Source organism: Mesorhizobium sp. BR115XR7A, assembly GCF_020165315.1.
Classification (GTDB): Bacteria; Pseudomonadota; Alphaproteobacteria; order Rhizobiales; family Rhizobiaceae; genus Mesorhizobium; species Mesorhizobium australicum.
In genome coordinates, this window is sequence record NZ_JAIUHW010000006.1 from 354441 (window position 1) to 372600 (window position 18160).

At 63.6% G+C, this 18160-nt stretch carries 17 protein-coding genes; 12 read left to right on the forward strand and 5 right to left on the reverse strand.

What is annotated here, in order from left to right:
• Window positions 1-209: 209 nt before the first annotated feature.
• The 3 genes from LB557_RS15825 to LB557_RS15835 form a co-directional block, all read right to left on the reverse strand.
• On the reverse strand, window positions 210-455 hold the full coding sequence (locus LB557_RS15825; RefSeq protein WP_015314254.1) for a hypothetical protein: 246 nt from the start codon (window positions 453-455) through the stop codon (window positions 210-212).
• 83 nt (window positions 456-538) lie between these two features.
• Window positions 539-1240 (reverse strand): Crp/Fnr family transcriptional regulator, encoded by a 702-nt coding sequence (locus LB557_RS15830; protein ID WP_140723333.1) that lies wholly within the window; start codon window positions 1238-1240, stop codon window positions 539-541.
• A gap of 189 nt (window positions 1241-1429) precedes the next feature.
• On the reverse strand, window positions 1430-2104 hold the full coding sequence (locus tag LB557_RS15835; protein WP_140614973.1) for a GntR family transcriptional regulator: 675 nt from the start codon (window positions 2102-2104) through the stop codon (window positions 1430-1432).
• Between the two features lie 393 nt (window positions 2105-2497).
• Between LB557_RS15835 and ssuD the strand changes: the two genes are divergently transcribed.
• From ssuD to LB557_RS15885, 10 genes are all read left to right on the forward strand, one after another.
• On the forward strand, window positions 2498-3670 hold the full coding sequence (gene ssuD, locus LB557_RS15840; RefSeq protein ID WP_224641569.1) for an FMNH2-dependent alkanesulfonate monooxygenase: 1173 nt from the start codon (window positions 2498-2500) through the stop codon (window positions 3668-3670).
• Window positions 3667-5124: an FAD/NAD(P)-binding protein gene (locus tag LB557_RS15845; protein WP_224641571.1), complete on the forward strand. Its 1458-nt coding sequence runs from the start codon at window positions 3667-3669 to the stop codon at window positions 5122-5124. Before ssuD ends, LB557_RS15845 begins: the two co-directional genes overlap by 4 nt.
• 158 nt (window positions 5125-5282) lie before the next feature.
• Entirely contained in the window at window positions 5283-6386 is a 1104-nt protein-coding gene (gene sfnG, locus LB557_RS15850) for a dimethylsulfone monooxygenase SfnG (RefSeq protein ID WP_140614967.1), read from the forward strand.
• A 124-nt stretch (window positions 6387-6510) separates the two neighbouring features.
• On the forward strand, window positions 6511-7437 hold the full coding sequence (locus LB557_RS15855) for an ABC transporter ATP-binding protein (RefSeq protein ID WP_015314249.1): 927 nt from the start codon (window positions 6511-6513) through the stop codon (window positions 7435-7437).
• Complete coding sequence (locus tag LB557_RS15860; RefSeq protein WP_224641573.1) at window positions 7434-8333, forward strand: branched-chain amino acid ABC transporter permease; 900 nt, start codon at window positions 7434-7436, stop codon at window positions 8331-8333. The genes LB557_RS15855 and LB557_RS15860 overlap by 4 nt, the downstream gene beginning before the upstream one ends.
• Before the next feature lie 3 nt (window positions 8334-8336).
• A complete protein-coding gene (locus LB557_RS15865; RefSeq protein WP_224641575.1) occupies window positions 8337-9377 on the forward strand; it encodes a branched-chain amino acid ABC transporter permease in 1041 nt (346 codons plus the stop codon).
• Window positions 9378-9455: 78 nt separating this feature from the next.
• Window positions 9456-10793, forward strand: coding sequence for an ABC transporter substrate-binding protein (locus LB557_RS15870; RefSeq protein WP_224641577.1), 1338 nt, complete (start codon window positions 9456-9458; stop codon window positions 10791-10793).
• Window positions 10794-10860: 67 nt separating this feature from the next.
• The gene (locus LB557_RS15875; protein ID WP_140614961.1) at window positions 10861-11652 is read left to right on the forward strand and encodes an ABC transporter ATP-binding protein; all 792 of its coding nucleotides are present in this window, start codon (window positions 10861-10863) and stop codon (window positions 11650-11652) included.
• A 24-nt stretch (window positions 11653-11676) separates the two neighbouring features.
• Window positions 11677-12924 (forward strand): SfnB family sulfur acquisition oxidoreductase, encoded by a 1248-nt coding sequence (locus LB557_RS15880; protein WP_140614959.1) that lies wholly within the window; start codon window positions 11677-11679, stop codon window positions 12922-12924.
• Window positions 12925-13091: 167 nt separating this feature from the next.
• Entirely contained in the window at window positions 13092-13577 is a 486-nt protein-coding gene (locus LB557_RS15885; RefSeq protein WP_015314243.1) for a hypothetical protein, read from the forward strand.
• 81 nt (window positions 13578-13658) lie between these two features.
• Here LB557_RS15885 and LB557_RS15890 read toward each other — a convergent pair whose 3' ends face one another.
• Complete coding sequence (locus LB557_RS15890; protein ID WP_181173982.1) at window positions 13659-14318, reverse strand: TetR/AcrR family transcriptional regulator; 660 nt, start codon at window positions 14316-14318, stop codon at window positions 13659-13661.
• 274 nt (window positions 14319-14592) lie between these two features.
• On the opposite strand from LB557_RS15890, the gene LB557_RS15895 reads away from it, so the two are divergent.
• Together LB557_RS15895 and LB557_RS15900 are read left to right on the forward strand one after the other, a co-directional pair.
• Window positions 14593-16032 (forward strand): aldehyde dehydrogenase family protein, encoded by a 1440-nt coding sequence (locus LB557_RS15895; RefSeq protein ID WP_140660037.1) that lies wholly within the window; start codon window positions 14593-14595, stop codon window positions 16030-16032.
• 64 nt (window positions 16033-16096) lie between these two features.
• Window positions 16097-16672: a DUF1349 domain-containing protein gene (locus LB557_RS15900; RefSeq protein WP_015314240.1), complete on the forward strand. Its 576-nt coding sequence runs from the start codon at window positions 16097-16099 to the stop codon at window positions 16670-16672.
• A 153-nt stretch (window positions 16673-16825) separates the two neighbouring features.
• Here the strand turns inward: LB557_RS15900 and LB557_RS15905 are convergent, their stop codons facing one another.
• Window positions 16826-18085, reverse strand: coding sequence for a glycosyltransferase family 4 protein (locus tag LB557_RS15905; RefSeq protein WP_224641579.1), 1260 nt, complete (start codon window positions 18083-18085; stop codon window positions 16826-16828).
• Window positions 18086-18160: the final 75 nt, after the last annotated feature.

Sequence of the window (18160 nt, forward strand, 5' to 3'; positions counted from 1 at the left end):
GCAAATCCCGCGTCGATCGCGCTTCACGCAATGAGATCGCCAAGTTCCCAATCCGTGAGTTCGCAAAGCGGGAACATTCTCCTCACCTCGTGGCTCACCTCGGATATCGAAATGCACGGCCTGTCGACGGTGTCGATCAGGCAGCGGACAATCGCTTGGCGAACGTCCGACAGGGTAGGCGTCTGCGCGAGCGCAGGCATCTCCGCCCCCTACGAATGGAGTTGCGGCGCTACGCCATCGGCCGAGTTTGTGTCGAACGCCACGGGTACGCCGTGAACGAGGGATGCGGTCGCCAGCAACTCCTCCAACTCGCCGTCGGTAGCCCTGCATGCGGGTATGAGTGTTCGGATGGCGCGTATTGCCTGCGCAATGGAGAGAAAGCGTGCCTTGCCCCTGGAAAGAACATAGGCTTCGGCGGCTCTTTCAACCGTGATGGAGTGAAAAGAGTTGGTCATCGAGAATTCCTCCCTGAACCCTGACCAACATGGTTTACGGCAGGACTTCGGTGGTCTTCAAGCCTATGTCCGGTTCCAGACAATCAGCCAGCCCCTGCGCTGAAGTGCTGTTGCTCCTCCTCGCCATAGGCACCATCCGTGAGTTTTATCATTCCGGTACGGTCGACGATCGTGATCTCGCCGCGCTTGGCATGAACCAGCCCCCGATATTCGAGCATTTGGAGGGCGGTGGTAACGCCCGGGCGCCTGGAGCCAAGCATGGTCGCCAGAAATTCATGCGTCAGGTAGATGATATCTCCTTCAGCGCGATCGTTGACCATCAGCAACCAGCGGGCGAGCCGTTCCTCGATTTTCGAATGGCCATTGACCAGCGCCGTTCGCGACGACTGGACCAGGAATGCGTGGGCGTAGCGAAGCAGCGACGGGCGAAGGGTCTGGCTCTCGGCAATCGCAATGCGCAGACGTTCAACCGGCAGACACCAGCCGTTGCTGGCGACTTGAATATAGGTTTCATTGGGAGATCGGTCCTGGCCGAGAACGACCGCTACCCCGGTCATGCCGTCGCGGCCGATGATGCCGACTTCGCTTTGCCGCCCTCCGGTCATGGCGGCGACCACCGACGCGATACCGGTTTCGGGAAAATAGACATGCTCGATCGGCTGATGCGCGATCTCCAGCCGGGCTTTGATGGCCAGTTCGACGTGATGCATCGACGGCCGTAAAAGCCCGAAATCCTCAGGCGTGAGGGTTTTCAGAACATGGTTGCGAAAGGTGGATTGAGGCATGGCTCTTCTCCCTATCGGGCAAGAGCATGTACCCTCTTACTGTCGGCTGCATCCGGACAAACGGCGGCCGATGGCTGATCTTACGCTTCATGCGCGGGCTTGGCAAACGACTCGCCCGCTTGGAAAGCTAACTAAGCGTTGACGTCAAGCGTCCCGGGGGCCGCAGCGCTGCCAGACGCCGAGAAGGCTTCAGCCGAGAAGGTCCGCGGCGACTTCGAGCGTGTTGCGGAAAGAGGTTTCGAGGTGGTGTTCCATCGCTTGTGCGGCGCCCTCGGCATCGTGCCGCTTCAGGGCATCGAGAATGGTTTCGTGCTGCTCGATCGTCTGTTCGCCATAGCCGGGCTTTGGAATGGCGAGATAGCGGCCGCGGTCCATCTGCGCCTTGGAGATGTCGACCGCTCGCCAGATCATCGGCAGGCCGCAGATTTCGGCGATGGTGCGATGAAAGACATCGTCGAGTTGGATCGCGGTGGCATATCGGCCGCGCGCGATGGCGAGCTTGTGCGCCGCCATATTGTCCTCCAGCAATTCGGCGGATGCCGGCGTGAGCTTGATGGCCGCGCGCCTGGCGCTCTCCATTTCCAGCGCCCGCCGGATGACGTAGGCCTCCTCGAGGTCGGCGCGGCTGATCGGCGCGACATAGGTGCCGGTCTGCGCCAGGATATTGACCAGGCCTTCGTCGCTGATGCGCTTCACCGCTTCCCGCACCGGGGTGCGCGAAACGCCGAGCGCTTCGGCGATGGCCACCTCGTTGATCACTTCCCCCGGCTTCATCTGTCCGACGACGATCAGGTTGCGGATCTTCTGATAGATCTGATCGCGCAGCGGCAAAGCCCGATTGAGGGTCGAAGGGTCAAGGTCCATGGCAAATCCGCAGCGTTCGTTCACCAGAAATGATCGGAGTATATTGGAACGTAAATTGGAATGCACCCAATGCGGAGGCGTCCCTGTCGACAATGGAGGGGGTGGCCAAGTCACTCGACGCCTGGAAGGAGGCCGCCAACCCTTCCAAGGCGGCGCAAGGACAACGTCAACGCGGTCGAGCCGGCCCTCTCCGCTCGCAGGCGGCGGGCATGAGGAAGAATTTCCAATTGCGTGCACGAATTTAGAATAAACAAACTCTACAGAATTTATAGAATAAGCAATCTGCATGGGCGATCTGTTTCCTGCACAGGACCACGCCATGCCAGCATTTCCGCGTTTACTCTCAACCGTGCCGGAGCCGGGCCGCTACCACCGAACCACAGGAGGCAAGGCATGACCCAAGATGTCCCTGACCGCATCAAGGTTCTCTGGTTCCTGCCGACGCATGGCGACAGCCGTTATCTCGGCACGACCGAGGGCGGCAGGGCCGTCGATCTGCCCTATCTGTCGCAAGTGGCGAAAGCGGCCGACACGCTTGGCTATTACGGCGTGCTGTTGCCGACCGGCCGGGCCTGCGAGGATTCCTGGGTGATTGCGTCGGCGCTGGCGCCCCTGACAGAGCGGCTGCGTTTCCTCGTCGCCGTGCGGCCCGGCTTGCAGTCGCCGACGCTTGCCGCGCGCATGACAGCCACGCTCGACCGCATCTCCAACGGCCGCCTGCTGATCAATGTCGTCACCGGCGGCGATCCGCTGGAAAACAAGGGCGATGGGATCTTTCTCTCGCATGCCGAGCGCTATGAGGTGACGCAGGAATTCCTCCGGATCTACAAACGGGTGCTGAGCGGTGAGACGGTCGAGCACCAGGGCAAGCATTTCCGCATCGAGGACGGAAGGTTGCTGTTCCCGCCGGTGCAGGCGCCCTATCCGCCGCTCTATTTCGGTGGCTCATCGGATGCTGGATCGGCAGTCGCGGCGCAGGAAATCGACAAATATCTGACCTGGGGCGAACCCCCGGCCGACGTCGGACGCAAGCTCGATGCCGTGCGCGGACTGGCCGACAAGGCCGGCCGCAAACTCTCCTTCGGCATTCGTCTGCATGTCATCGCCCGTGAAACCACTGAACGGGCCTGGGCCGCCGCCGCCAGCCTGATCAGTCGGCTCGACGACGCGACGATCGCTTCGGCGCAGAAAGTGTTCGGCCGCATGGATTCGGTCGGCCAAGCGCGCATGAGCGCGCTGCATGGCGGCAACCGTGACAAGCTCGAGATCGCGCCCAATCTATGGGCCGGCGTCGGCCTGGTGCGCGGCGGTGCGGGAACGGCACTGGTCGGCGACCCGGATACGATCGCCGAGCGCATCGATGAATACCGCCGCCTCGGCATCGACACCTTCATCCTGTCCGGCTATCCGCATCTGGAGGAAGCCTATCGCTTCGGCGAACTGGTGCTGCCGAAACTGCCGACCGATCATCCGGTCAAGTCGGCCGGGTCGTCGGTCAATACCGGGCCGTTCGGCGAGACCATTGCCGGTGACCATCGGCCGAAGTCGCTCGCCAGCGCCTCGTGAACGCGCTGCCTCCGGTCCGCCGATCGCGCGTCGCCATAATCGGCGGTGGTTTTTCCGGCGCGGCGGTCGCTTGGCACCTTGCGCGGGCGCATAGGCCGGAGCGCCTGTCGATCTCGGTGATCGAACCGCGTTCCGCGCTCGGCGGCGGTCTTGCCTATTCCAGCGATGAGCCGTCGCACCGAGTCAACGTCCCGGCCGTCCGGATGAGCATGGTTCCCGAAGACCAGCAGCATTTTGCGCGCTGGCTGGCCGGCAGTGGCGAAATCGAGCGGGACCCGGATGCGCTGTGGAAGAACGGCGACGTATTTCCGCGCCGGCGGGTGTTCGGTCGCTATGTCGCCGAGCAGCTCGCACCTTGGCTCGACTCGGGCGCTATTCGTCATGTCGAAGCTCAGGCCACCCGGGTAATTCGAGCCAACGGCGCGGGCTGGACCGTACAGACCTTAGCCGGACCTGTCGCGGCCGACATCCTCGTGCTCGCCGCGACTCATCCTCTGCCGGCCATCCCGGCAGCACTTGCCCTGTTGGCTGAAGCACCTGGCTTCATCGCCGATCCCTACGCGCCGTCGGCACTCGCTGGGATCGGGCCGGAGGCGTCGGTCCTGATCGTCGGCTCCGGACTGACCTCGGCCGACATGGTGGCCGAGCTTGACCGCCGGGGTCATCGCGGCCGCATCCTGGCGCTGTCGCGCCGCGGACTGCGTTCGCGCGCCCACCCGGATATCAGACATGAGCCCTTCGGCGACTTTGCGTCGGTGCCGGCCACATCCGCACTTGGCCTGCTGAAGAACATTCGCGCCACGCTGGCCGCGGCGCGAGCCGCCAACGTCAACTGGCAGTCGGTCTTTGACCAATTGCGCATGCAAGGGCCGGTGCTGTGGTCCGCCCTCGCTCCGCCAGAGCGGGCAAGGCTGGTCCGCCAGCTGCGCGTGTTTTGGGACGTGCATCGCTTCAGGATCGCACCGCAGGTGGCTTCCGTGCTCGACCGCCGTCAGACCGCCGGCACATTCGACACCATTGCAGCCCGGCTTGTCGCGTCGAACGACGAGGGCGACAGCCTCGCGGTCAGCTTCCAACGGCGCGGACAGACGCACATCGAGACGGCAAGCTTCGATGCCGTCATCAACACGACAGGGCCGGCCCATGGGCAGGCGCTCCAGTCAAATCCGGCGCTGCGTTCCCTGACTGAGGCCAGTCTGATCAGGGCGGACGCATACGGGCTCGGTATCGAGACCGGCCTCGATAGTCGCGCCGTCGGTGGCGATGACAAGGCGGTTGCCGGGCTTTTCGTCGCCGGTCCGCTGGCGCGAGGCACCTTTGGCGAACTCATGGGCCTGCCGGAGGTCGCTCGGCATGCCCAAAGGGTCTCGGCCGAGATCGCGGGGCTGCTCGACACATCTTCTTCAGGCGGAGCGGTTGGCCCCAATGCCGGGGGCGTTGCGGTCGCGGGCTGACAACCGCAAGCCGGCATGGCTGGGCAAAATTGGTATTTCCGTCCCGCAAGTGCGCCAAAAACGGAAAATCCTACTTTGTATATAAATTCCATAAACATAATAAATACCGACATCTGGCTGCGGCTGGACCGATCAACAGCCTGACTGGGAGACAATTCATGGCACATGCAGGAACCGAAGCGGTCAAATTCGCCTACTGGGTGCCCAATGTTTCGGGCGGCCTGGTGATCTCCGACATCGAGCAGCGCACCAGCCATTCAGCCGAGTACAACCGCAAGCTGGCACAGATCGCCGAAAAGGCCGGTTTCGACTACGCGCTGAGCCAGATCCGTTTCACCGCCGGCTACGGCGCCGACGAGCAGCATGAATCGGTGGCATTCAGCCATGACCTGCTGGCCGCCACCACGACGCTGAAGGTGATCGCCGCGATCCTGCCCGGCCCTTGGAATCCCGCGCTGGCGGCCAAGCAGATTGCCACCATCAGCTACCTGACCAACGGCCGTGTCGCCATCAATCTCGTCTCCGGCTGGTTCCGTGGCGAATTCCACGCAATCGGTGAGCATTGGCTCGACCATGATGAGCGCTACCGTCGCTCCGAGGAATTCATCCGTGCGCTGCGCGGTATATGGACTGAAGACAGCTTCACCTTCCGAGGCGACTTCTACCGCTTCAACGAATACTCGCTGAAACCGAAGCCGCCGCGGCCGCTGCCCGAGATATTCCAGGGCGGCTCGTCGCGCGCGGCACGCGACATGGCATCACGCGTCTCCGACTGGTATTTCACCAACGGCAACACGCCGGCCGAAATCGCCAAACAGGTCGATGATCTCAAGACCAAGGCAAAGGCCAGCAATCATTCCGTCAAGGTCGGCGTCAACGCCTTCGCCATTGTGCGCGAGACCGAGCACGAGGCCAAGGCGGTGCTTGCCGAGATCATCGCCAGGGCCAATCCGGAAGCGGTCAACGCCTTCGGCCACGAGGTCAAGAACGCCGGCAAGGCCTCGCCGGAAGGCGAGGGCAATTGGGCGAAGTCCTCCTTCGACGACCTCGTCCAGTACAATGACGGTTTTCGCTCCAACCTGATCGGCACACCGAGACAGGTTGCCGAGCGCATCGTCGATTTGAAGAGCGCCGGCGCCGATCTCATCCTGCTCGGCTTCCTGCATTTCCAGGAAGAGGTCGAGTATTTCGGCAAGCATGTCATCCCGCTCGTTCGCGAGCTGGAGGATGCCGGGCAGGCGGCTTCGCTGGCAGCGGAATAGTCATCTCTCCAAGGCTGGCCGGGTAATCCGGCCAGCACCCGAATGAAGGTTTTCAAGCGCGCTCGATCTTTTCGGGCGGCATCGAGAATTCGTGCGCCTGCGGGCGAAATCGAGGACGATTGGAATGCCGTTGCCCAGCTATGCCATAGGCGTGATGGAAGCCTCGGTCTATGCGCCGGAAGTTTTCGCGCGCGGCCTGCCCTCGGCGCTGCAGCCGTCCGAAGGTCATACCGCACCGGTAACAGGCACTGCGGTGGCCACATCTCCGATGCTTTCACTCCAGGCCATCGGCCTGTCGTTCGGCGGCGTCGTCGCGCTGGCCGACATCGATCTGTCTGTTCGATCAGGTGAAATCCGCGCCATTATCGGCCCGAACGGCGCCGGCAAGAGCTCGCTGATCAATGTCATCAGCGGTGTCTACCGGCCGGATCGCGGCCAGGTCCAGCTTGCCGGAATCGACTATGCGCAGGTGCCGACGCAGCGGCTGGCGCATCTCGGCGTCGCCCGGACTTTCCAGAACCTTGCTTTGTTCAAGGGACTGAGCGTCCTCGACAATGTCGCCACCGGCCTTGCCTACAAGGTCCGTTCCAACTTCGCCGGCCAGGTGCTCGGCATCGGACGATCGCGCGGCGAGCGACGTGAGACACGCAGCCGCGCCGATCAGATTCTCGAATTTCTCGACCTCACCGCCGTGCGCGATCGTCTTGCCGGCACGCTGCCCTACGGGCTGCGGAAGCGGGTCGAACTCGCCCGGGCGCTGGTCGCGGAGCCGCGCCTGCTGCTGCTCGACGAACCGATGGCCGGCATGACATCAGGTGAGAAAAGCGAAATGGCTGCTTTCGTGCGCGCAGCGCGTGACCGCTTTGCCACCACCGTCGTCCTGATCGAACACGATGTCGGCGTCGTCATGGGCCTGTCCGACCGGGTCGCCGTTCTCGACCATGGCCGCAAGATCGCCGACGGCACACCCGACGAGGTCCGCAACGACCAGCGCGTCATCGATGCCTATCTGGGCGTCGCCTCAGACAATGAGGACGGGGCGGGCATATGATCGCCGACTTCGACTATCAGTTCTTCATCGAGGTGCTCGTCGGCGGGCTGCTCTCCGGCGTCATGTATTCGCTGGTCGCGATCGGCTTCGTGCTGATCTACAAGACCTCGGGCGTGCTCAACTTCGCCCAAGGCGCGATGCTGCTGTTCGCCGCCCTTACCTTCGTCAGCCTTGTCGAACGCGGTGTTCCGTTTGCACTGGCGTTGGTGGCAACGTTCGCCATCATGGTGGCGATCGGCATCGCCATCGAGCGCACGGTGCTGAGGCCGCTAACCAACAAGCCACCGATCACCCTGTTCATGGCGACGCTTGGACTGTCCTACATCATCGAGGGCGCCGCCCAACTGATCTGGGGCACGCAGGTCCATGGTCTTGACCTCGGCATCGACGATGTGCCGCTGGAAGTCGGCGGCGTGCTGATCAGTCAGTTCGATATTTTTGCGGCGGTGGTCGCGGCCGGCATGGTTCTCCTGCTGTCGCTGTTCTTCCGCTACACCCGCATCGGCCTCGCCTTCCGCGCCGTCGCGGACGACCAGTTCGCCGCACTCGCGGTTGGCCTGCGTCTGCCACTGATCTGGGCCACCGTCTGGGCGGCGGCCGGCCTGGTCGCGCTGGTCGCCGGGCTGCTCTGGGGCGCCCGCCTAGGGGTGCAGTTCTCGCTGTCGCTGGTGGTGCTCAAGGCGCTGCCGGTGCTGGTGCTTGGCGGCTTCGATTCCATTCTTGGCGCCATTGTCGGCGGGCTCCTGATCGGCGCCAGCGAGAAGCTCGCCGAGGTCTATATCGGCGATTATTTCGGCGGCGGCATCGAGAGCTGGTTCGCCTATGTCGTCGCGCTTGTCTTCCTCCTGATCCGTCCTTCCGGCCTGTTCGGCCAGAAGCTCGTCGAAAGGGTCTGAGCCATGGCCGCGATTGCAAGCGACTTTTCCGCCGTGACGGTGCTGCCGAAATGGGTGGCCCCCGTACTCCTGCTCGCCTTCGCCTATGGCGTCGTGCCGCTGATCGGCTCGAGCTACCTGTTCGAGGCCATCCTGCTGCCGTTCCTGGCACTCAGCCTCGCCGGTGTCGGCCTCAACATCCTGACCGGCTATGCCGGCCAGGTTTCGCTGGGTAGCGCCGCTTTCATGGCGGCAGGCGTCTTTGCCGCCTATAATTTCAACCTGCGCGTCGAAGGCCTGCCACTGATCGGCAGCATTTTCCTCGCCGGCATCGTGGCCGCCGCGATCGGCATCGTCTTCGGCTTGCCGAGCCTGCGGCTGAAAGGGTTTTACCTCGCGGTTTCGACGCTTGCCGCGCAGTTCTTCGTGCAATGGGCGCTGACCAAGTTCAGCTGGTTTTCCAACAACTCTGCATCCGGCGTCATCGACGCGCCGAGGCTTTCGATTTCGGGCTTCACACTCGATGGCCCCGTCGACCGCTATTTCTTTGCGCTGACCATCGTCGTCATCCTGACCTTCTTCGCCTATCGGCTAGTGTCGTCGCAGACGGGACGAAACTTCATCGCCATCCGCGACAACGAGACCGCCGCCCGCATCATCGGCATCCCGGTCTTGAAGACCAAGCTTCTGGCCTTTGCCATCTCGTCCTTCGTCATCGGCGTCGCCGGTGTCATCTGGGCGTTCGCTTATCTCAGGACCGTAGAGCCGGATGGCTTCGATCTCGACCGCTCGTTCCAGATAATGTTCATCATCATCATCGGCGGCCTCGCCTCGATCCGCGGCGCATTCTTCGGCGCCGCCCTGATCGTGGTCTTTCCGCTCGCACTGTCGCGCCTCGGCGGCTTCCTGCTTGGCGATGTCTTCGACTCGGGCGTGCTCGACATGAGCCAGCGCATCGTGCTCGGCGTCCTCATCATCCTGTTTCTGATCCTCGAACCCGACGGGCTGGTGGCCCTGTGGGACAGGATCCGAAGACGGCTCCTGTTCGCTTGGCAATCGACCTGAGCCCTCGCAGTCCAGAATCCTATTCGAAGATGAACCAGAGGCCGGACCAAAGACGGCCCATACCGGGAGTACCTAGCCATGACCTTCCTCAGCACCATCAAGGCGGCGGCTTTGTCCGCGGCGATGATCGTGTCGGTGGCCTTGCCATCAGCTCATGCCGACGAACAATATTTCCCGCTGCAGAGCTATCGCGTCGGACCCTACGCGGCCGGCGGCACCGGCTTCTTCGGCGGCTTCATCGATTATCTCAACCTCATCAACATCCGCGACGGCGGCGTCAACGGCGTCAAGCTGACCTGGGACGAGTGCGAGACCCAGTATGAGGTCGAGCGCGGCGTCGAATGCTACGAGCGGCAGAAGAGCCATGCGGGTGCCGCTGCCTGGAACCCGCTCTCAGTGGGCATCGCCTATGCGATGATCGACCGTATCACCGCCGACAAAGTGCCGCTGATCACGGTCAACCATGGCCGCACCGACTCCACGGACGGGCGCGTCTTCCCTGACGTCTTCCCGCTGCTGCTCAACCCCTACAGCGAGACGTCAGGGATCGTGAACTATATCGCCGCCAAGGAAGGCGGCATCGACAAGCTCAAGGGCAAGAAGATCGTCGTGCTCTATCACGGCTCGCCCTACGGCAAGGAGACCATCCCGATATATGATTTGCTGGCGCAGAAATATGGCTTCACCGTGCAGCAGATCGAGGTCCCGCATCCCGGCAACGAACAGCAGTCGCAATGGCTGGCCATCCGCCGCGCCAAGCCTGATTTCGTCGTCCTGCGCGGCTGGGGCGTGATGAACCCGGTGGCGCTGAAGACGGCGGTCAAGGTCGGCTATCCCGTCGACCACATCGTCGGCAATGTCTGGTCGAATTCGGAAGAGGACGTCATCCCCGCCGGCGATGCCGCCAAGGGCTACACCGCCATCACCACCCAGGCCTCGGGCAACACCTATCCGGTGGTGCAGGAGATCGTGAAGACCGTCTACGGCGCCGGCAAGGGCAATCTCGAAGACAAGTCGCGCATCGGCTCTGTCTACCACAATCTCGGCATCGTCAACGGCATCCTGAATGTCGAGGCGATCCGCGTCGCGCAGGAGAAGTTCGGCCATCGCACGCTGACCGGCGACGAAGTCCGCTGGGGCTTCGAACACCTCAAGCTCGACCCGGCCAAGGTCGAGACGCTCGGCGCCAAGGACCTGTTCCACTCGATCAATGTCAGCTGGGATAACCACGAGGGCGAGGGCTACGTGACCTTCCAGCAGTGGGACGGCAAGAAGTGGAACGTCGTTTCCGACTGGATCGCGCCGGATTGGGCGCTGCTGCGGCCGATCATCGAGAAGTCGGCCGAGGCCTATGCCGCCGAGAAGGGCATCAAGCTGCGCACCGCCGACGATGCCAACGCCGTGACCACCAACTGATCTCCGGGCCGGGTGCCGTGGACACCATCCGCGGCGCCCGGCCCATCCGCAAAGCACGGAAACAGCCATGCCGAACGACGACATCATCCTGGCCGTGGACGCGGTCCACGCCACCTATATCAACGCCATCACGGCGCTGCATGGCGTCAGCTTCGAGATCAGGCGGGGTGGGATTCTGGCGCTGCTCGGTGCCAACGGCGCCGGCAAGACCACGACGTTGAAGGCCGTCTCCAACCTGCTGCCGGCAGAGCGCGGCCAGGTCAACGCCGGCTCCATCCGCTATGATGGCTCGGATGTCTCGCGCCGCAAGCCGGGCGATCTCGTACGCGCCGGGCTGGTCCAGGTGCTGGAAGGCCGTCACTGTTTCAAGAGCCTCACCGTCGAGGAAAACCTGGTCGCCGGCGGCATCGGCCGCAGCGGCCGCCGAGCCGAAATCAACGCGGATCTCGAACGGGTTTATTCCTATTTTCCGCGTCTCAGGGAAAAGCGCCGGACATTGTCCGGCCTCACCTCCGGTGGCGAACAGCAGATGACTGCCATCGGCCGCGCGCTGATGTCGCGGCCGCGCCTGCTGGTTCTCGACGAGCCCTCGATGGGGCTTGCCCCGCTCATCGTGCAAGACATCTTTCAGACGCTGAAAAAACTCAACCGCGAGACCGGTCTGTCGATCCTGGTCGCCGAGCAGAACTCGGCGGTCGCGCTTGGCTATGCCGACCACGCCACTGTGCTCGAAAACGGCGTCTCGGTCCTGTCCGGCGCGGCCGCCGATCTTCGCCAGCGCGAGGATATCAGGGCGCTCTATCTCGGCCAGCAGCCGTCGCCCGCCGCCAAGCCATCCCGTCTCCACGCCGTTGCCTGAACCGAAATTTGAAGGAGCAATGAAATGACCGTCTCGACCGTCAAGACAGACCATGCTTCCGCCGCCGTACCGCCGGTCGCAAGGCCCTCGGCACCAGCACACATCATCAGGGACGATGCGGAGGCGATCGCCATCGCCCATGCGCTCGCCGCCGAATTCGTCAAGGGGGCGTCCACGCGCGACCGCGAGCGTATCTGGCCGGTTGCCGAGCTCGACGCCTTCTCCCAAAGCGGCCTGTGGTCGATCAATGTGCCGAAGGAATTCGGCGGGCCGGAACTGTCCTATGCGACGCTGGTCAAGGTGATCGAGATCATCTCGGCGGCCGATTCCTCAATCGGCCAGGTCGCGCAGAACCATCTCGGCGTCATCGCGGCCATCCGCACCGTGTCGGATGTGGAACAGCAGAAGCTGCTGTTCACCGAGGCGCTGAAGGGCACCCGGTTCGGCAACGCCTTTTCCGAGTTCGGTTCGAAGCGCGCCGCCGATTTCGAGACCCGCTTCACCGACGCCGGCGACCATGTCGTCGTCAACGGCCGCAAATTCTATTCGTCCGGCGCGCTGCTTGCCCATCTGGTGCCGATCGTGGCGCTCGATGACGAAGGTCGCGCCTGGTATGCCATCGCCGACCGTGGTGCGCCCGGCCTGACCGTTATCGACGACTGGTCGAGCTTCGGCCAGCGCACGACGCTCTCCGGCACCGTCATCATCGACAACGTCAAGGTGCCGAAGACGTATCTGGTGCCGGGCTACAAGGGCTACGACAAGCCGACCGCCGACGGCGCCATCTTCCAGATCATCCAGGTGGCGGTGGACACCGGGATCGCCCAGGCGGCGATCGACGAGACGGTTCATTTTGTCAGGACCAGGAGCCGCGCCTGGATCGACAGCGGCTTCGACAATGCCTGGGACGATCCCTACACCATCCAGGCTGTCGGCGACCTCACGCTGCGCCTGCACGCGGCGCAGGCGCTGCTCGAAAAGGCCGGCCATGCCATCGACAAGGCGGTGGCCGAGCCGACAGCCGAAACGGTCGCGCATGCCCAGATCGTCACCGCGGAAGCAAAAATCCTGTCGACCGAAATCGCCATCGCCGCAACGAACAAGCTGTTCGAACTGGCCGGCACGCGCTCGACGCTGGCCGAGCACAATCTCGATCGCCATTGGCGCAACGCCCGCACGCACACGCTGCACGATCCGGTGCGCTGGAAATATTCGATCCTTGGCAAATATTTCCTCAACGGCGAGAATCCGCCGCTGCACGCCTGGAGCTGATCTGCCGGAGGCGGACGGCGCGCACTGCGGTCGACCTGGTCGTCGCCGAGTGGCTTTGCCCTGACGGTTATCCCCTTCGGGATGCCGGCGGCGGGTGAAAGCTTACGCGCAATTTACGACCATCGGTTACACCGGTTCCTGTCTGATTCGTTCGGGACAGGAACCCCATGAGCAAAGCCCTCACGACCTTCGCACTCGTCTCCGTCTTGACCGCCTTGCTCATGGCGCTGAGCCTTGCGGTGGCCCGTCACGGCTATCCCTATGGGGCGATCGGCGTCAAGCGTCTCGACGGCATCGCCGACGCCGGAACGTTCATTCCGCTTGCGGCAATTTTCTTCTTCAGCGCGCTGTTGATGATGATCCTGCCGATCCGCGCGGCCAGTATCGTCCTCCTCCATGCCGCCGATGCGATCTTCTGGACTGTCATTGTGCTGTTCGCCACCATCGTCGGCGGCCTGCTCGCCCGATGGGCCTTCGGTCAGGGCAGCGCTCTTCTGGCGTTGTTGAACTGGCGGTTCCTGTTTGCCGTGGCGGTCGTCGGTTGCCACTTCGTCATGAACGAGTTACGCCGCAACGTGCTGCTGCGCAGCCTGTTCTTCGTGATCTTTGCCGCCGCCACGCTGGCCTGCCTGTTCTGGTCGTTTACGCTTTAGCCGGAACCTACCATCCTATCGCCGCCGGTTCTTCGTTCCATGGCGAAGCGCTATTGGGATCACGAGTTCGGAGTCTTCGGGCTACCGGCCGCCGGAGACCGCTTTCGCGACGTAGCACGAAAAATCCTCGACATCCGCAGCCGAAGGCTCCTGGCCGGTGAAGCTGCGCAGATACGCGGCAACATGCGGCAGGCGACTGCTCATCGGCTCGTTGAGTTCGAGCGAATAGTAGCCGATCTGCATGAAATAGAGCACGCGAGCGCGAACGAACGCGTCTTCCTCCTCATAGCCATGACGCAAGAACATGCCGCGGATGGCAGTGACGCGTTCTTCGTCGGCCTCGTCGAGCGCACGCCGGATGGTGGGGGAGCGGCGAGCCCATGCCCGGATGGCGAAATCCAGCCGGGGATCGAACAGCTTTTCGTCCACCCAGCATTCGAAAATGCTCATCACCCCGCGAATGACAGTCGTGGAAGGGCGTGCGGCACGCTCGACGATGAATCGGGTATTGGTCTGCCGCCAGTGGTCCAGCAATTGGTCGAGCAGATCCTGCCGGCTCTTGAAATACCAGTAGAAGCTCGAGCGCGAGACATCGAGTTGCTGGCCAAGCGTCAGCACACGGACGCGTTCGACGCCGTCCGAGATCAGGGTTTCAAGCGCCAGCTTCAGCCAGTCTTCGCGGGTAGCCTTGACGTTGCCGGTGGCGCCGGCGCGCTGGATCGTCGTTTCGATTGCTGCCATCGTGACGACGCATGACACGCCACACCAGGCAAATCAAGATTGTGGACATGCCTGTACAGGCAATCCGGCCTTGACCCGGAGCGCTGCCCGCCCATGTTAGCCGGATTGCTTGGCGACGCGGCTCCGTCGCCGCTGCCGCGAAGGCGTGGGTGCAGCCCGGGGACTTTTGTCGCGGTCTCCAGGCCCAGTGCGTGCTTTCCCGCAAGGCAATTGTCTGGCAAATACCACTTCAGACAGATGCCGCCGCGCGGCCAACAGCCAGGAAGGCAAGGACATGACAGCGTTTCGAAAAAACCTCATCGATGGTGAATGGGTCGGCGATGCCGGCTCCCGCAACATCAACCCCTCGGATACCGGCGACGTCGTCGGCGAATATGCTTCGGCGGGGGTCGAACAGGCGGGCCAGGCGATAGCGGCGGCCAAGGCGGCGTTTCCAGCGTGGTCCCGTTCCGGTCCGCTGGCGCGCCATGCGGTGCTGAAAAAGGCGGCCGACGAGATCATGGCGCGCAAGGATGAACTCGGCCGCAATCTGGCGCGTGAGGAAGGCAAGACGCTGGCCGAGGGCATTGGCGAGACCATCCGCGCCGCCCAGATATTCGATTTCTTTGCCGGCGAAACATTGCGCCTGTCGGGAGAGGTGGTGCCAAGCGTGCGGCCGGGCGTCGGCGTCGAGATCACGCGCGAAGCGGTCGGCGTGGTCGGCATCATCACACCGTGGAATTTCCCTATTGCCATTCCCGCCTGGAAGATCGCTCCGGCGCTGGCCCACGGCAACACCATCGTCTTCAAACCGGCCGAGCTCGTTCCCGAAAGCGCCTGGTCCATCGTCGACATCCTGCATCGCGCCGGCCTGCCCAAGGGCGTGCTCAACCTCGTCATGGGCAAGGGCTCGGTGGTCGGCCAGGCGATGCTCGACAGCCCCGACGTCAACGCCATCTCCTTCACAGGCTCGGTGGGAACCGGCAAGCGCGTCGCGGCGGCAAGCGTCGAGCACATGCGCAAGTTCCAGCTTGAAATGGGCGGCAAGAATCCGCTGGTCGTGCTCGACGATGCCGATCTCGCGGTGGCTGTCGATTGCGCGCTGAACGGCGCCTTCTTCTCGACCGGCCAGCGCTGCACGGCCTCGTCGCGTTTGATCGTCACCAAAGGCATCCACGACCGTTTCGTCGACGCGCTCAAGGAGCGCATGGAGAAGCTGGTGATCGGCGACGCGCTCGACGCGCAGACACAGATCGGCCCGGTCGTCGACGCCACCCAGCTCAAGCAGGACGAGGACTATATCGCCATCGGCGTCCGTGAAGGCGCCACGCTCGCTTTCGGCGGCGAACGGCTCGACCGCAAGACGCCGGGCTTCTATCTCAAGCCGGCGCTGCTGACCGAGGCCACCAACGCCATGCGCAGTTCGCGCGAGGAGATTTTCGGCCCCGTCGCCAGTGTCATCCGCGTCCAGGATTATGACGAGGCGCTTGCCGTCGCCAACGACACGCCGTTCGGCCTGACCTCGGGCATCTGCACCACGAGCCTCAAGCACGCCACGCATTTCAAGCGCAACTCCGAAGCCGGCATGGTGATGGTCAACCTGCCGACGGCGGGCGTTGATTTCCACGTTCCTTTCGGTGGTCGCAAGGGCTCGAGCTTCGGTCCGCGCGAACAGGGCCGCTATGCCATGGAGTTCTACACCACGGTAAAGACCGCCTATACGTTCGCGGGATAACCTGGCGCGCCGGCCGACCGCCGGCGGACCGTCACTTCCTCTGGAAACGGACCGGTGCAAAGGGATGACATTGCAGGACCTGACCTGGCTCAACCCGCCGCCGCACCATGCCATCGAAGGTGATGGCGTGCGCGTGCGCACCGGCAAGGAGACCGATTTCTGGCGTGAGACCTTCTATGGCTTCTGGCGCGACAACGGCCACTTCCTGTATCGGCGGGTCGAGGGCGATTTCACCGCCGAAGTGACCGTCAAGGGCGACTACGAGGTGCTTTACGATCAGGCCGGCCTGATGGTCCGGCTGAGCGAAACGCACTGGATCAAGGCCGGCATCGAATACACCGATGGCCTTGCCTATTTCTCCGTCGTCGTCACCAACGACACCTCGGACTGGTCGCTGGTGGCCATTGCCGCCGGCCCTGACGGCGTCAGGATCCGCCTGACCCGCCACGGCGAGGCGGTCCGCGTCCAGTATTTGGATGCTTCCGACGGCCATTGGAAGCCGGTGCGGCTCGCCTATTTCCCGACCTCGAAGATCGTCGATGTCGGGTTGATGTGCTGTTCGCCGCAGCGTGAAGGTTTCGAAGTCACGTTCTCCGGATTTTCGGTCGGTCCGCCGATTGCGCGGGATCTGCACGACTGACCCTGGCAACCGGGCTCTGCGTGGCGTGTGCGAACGGACCGGTAGGACATTGCGGCCCCAAGGCCCTTCCATCTCTCGGCATAGGCCTGGAAGCGTTCGGGAACGCTGTCCGTCTTCCACGTCCGGTGCAGGATCGGCGGGATAATCGGCGGCTCATGGGGCGATCCGAGACGGCTGGTCGTCATCGCCGTCATTATCCAGGGCAAGCCCGGCACGGACGGCATCGCGGATCGCCTGCGGGCCAAACCTTACCCATGCGGCCTGGTGGGCGCGCACGCGCTGCCTTGCCCGGCGCCCGGCGTCGCGTGAAAGTTGGATGGCCATGGCGGCCAGGCCTTCGTCGCTGGCCGACAGCAGCACCTCGTCGTTCTCGACCAGGCCCAGGCCCTCGGCCGCGAGCGGTGTCGCGATCACCGGCACCCCCCAGGCCATCGCCTCCAGAATCTTGATGCGCGTGCCCCCGCCCGCCCTGAGCGGGATGATGCTGAGATGCGCGCTGGACAGGAGCGGCCCCACGCTTTCGGGATCTTCAACGAGCTCGACATCGGGCAACCCGCGCAGGGCCAGCACGGCCGGTTCCGGGCCGCGTCCGGCGAGAACCAGCTTCGCGTCGGGCAAGGCTTGGCGGATGCGGGGCAATATGGTCCGGGCCAATCGCACGGCGGCGTCGACGTTTGGAGGATAGCCGAGATGACCGATGAAAAGGATCACCGGAAAGCCGCTATTGGCCGACGGTTCCGGGGGCAGCACATCGGGAATCGCCTCGACGTTGGGAATCCCATTGGGAACGACATCGATGGGCATCGCGCGCCCGCCAAAGCGCATCAGCTTCTCGCGATCCTCGTTCGAGCAGACCCAGACCCTGTCGACAAGGGCGAGCGCCTTTCTTTCGAGATGCCTGATGCCAGGCACCGATGCGGCGACGGAAAGGCGCGATGCGGTCGCTTCGGCGCGTTTCATCTGCGCGGACAAGTCGGACTCGACATTGTGCATGTCGAGGATGAGCTGCTTTGCCAGCGATCGTAAAGGCCGCAGCAGCTTGAACAGGCCGATGCTCTCGACCACCACGGTGTCAGGGCGGAATTCGAGGATCAGTGCTTCCAGCCGCGCCAGGGCCGCGCGCGAAATGCGATGCTCCTCCCTTATACGCCACCATCCGATGGAAGCCGTCCGGGGCTCTCCCTCGATCGACAGCGCCTCGATGCGGATCAGCGGATTGGGCGCGGTCATGGCGATGGCCCTGGGCCGCACCGAGGCCAGGCAGACCGGTCCGAACGCGGCCGCCGCCACGGCATTGCGATAGTTGCGCAGATCCGCGCCGGAAGTCGGCGGAAACGCCGGCTCATGGCACACGATCAGCACGCGTCGCCCGCTGCCGCGCGCCGGCATGTCGACATTGGGCCGCGCGCTCAAGGCGGACGCCCGACGCTTCGCGCCAGGAGTTGCGCAAGCTCTTTCTCGGACGACATTAACGAGGCCCCCGCAGCC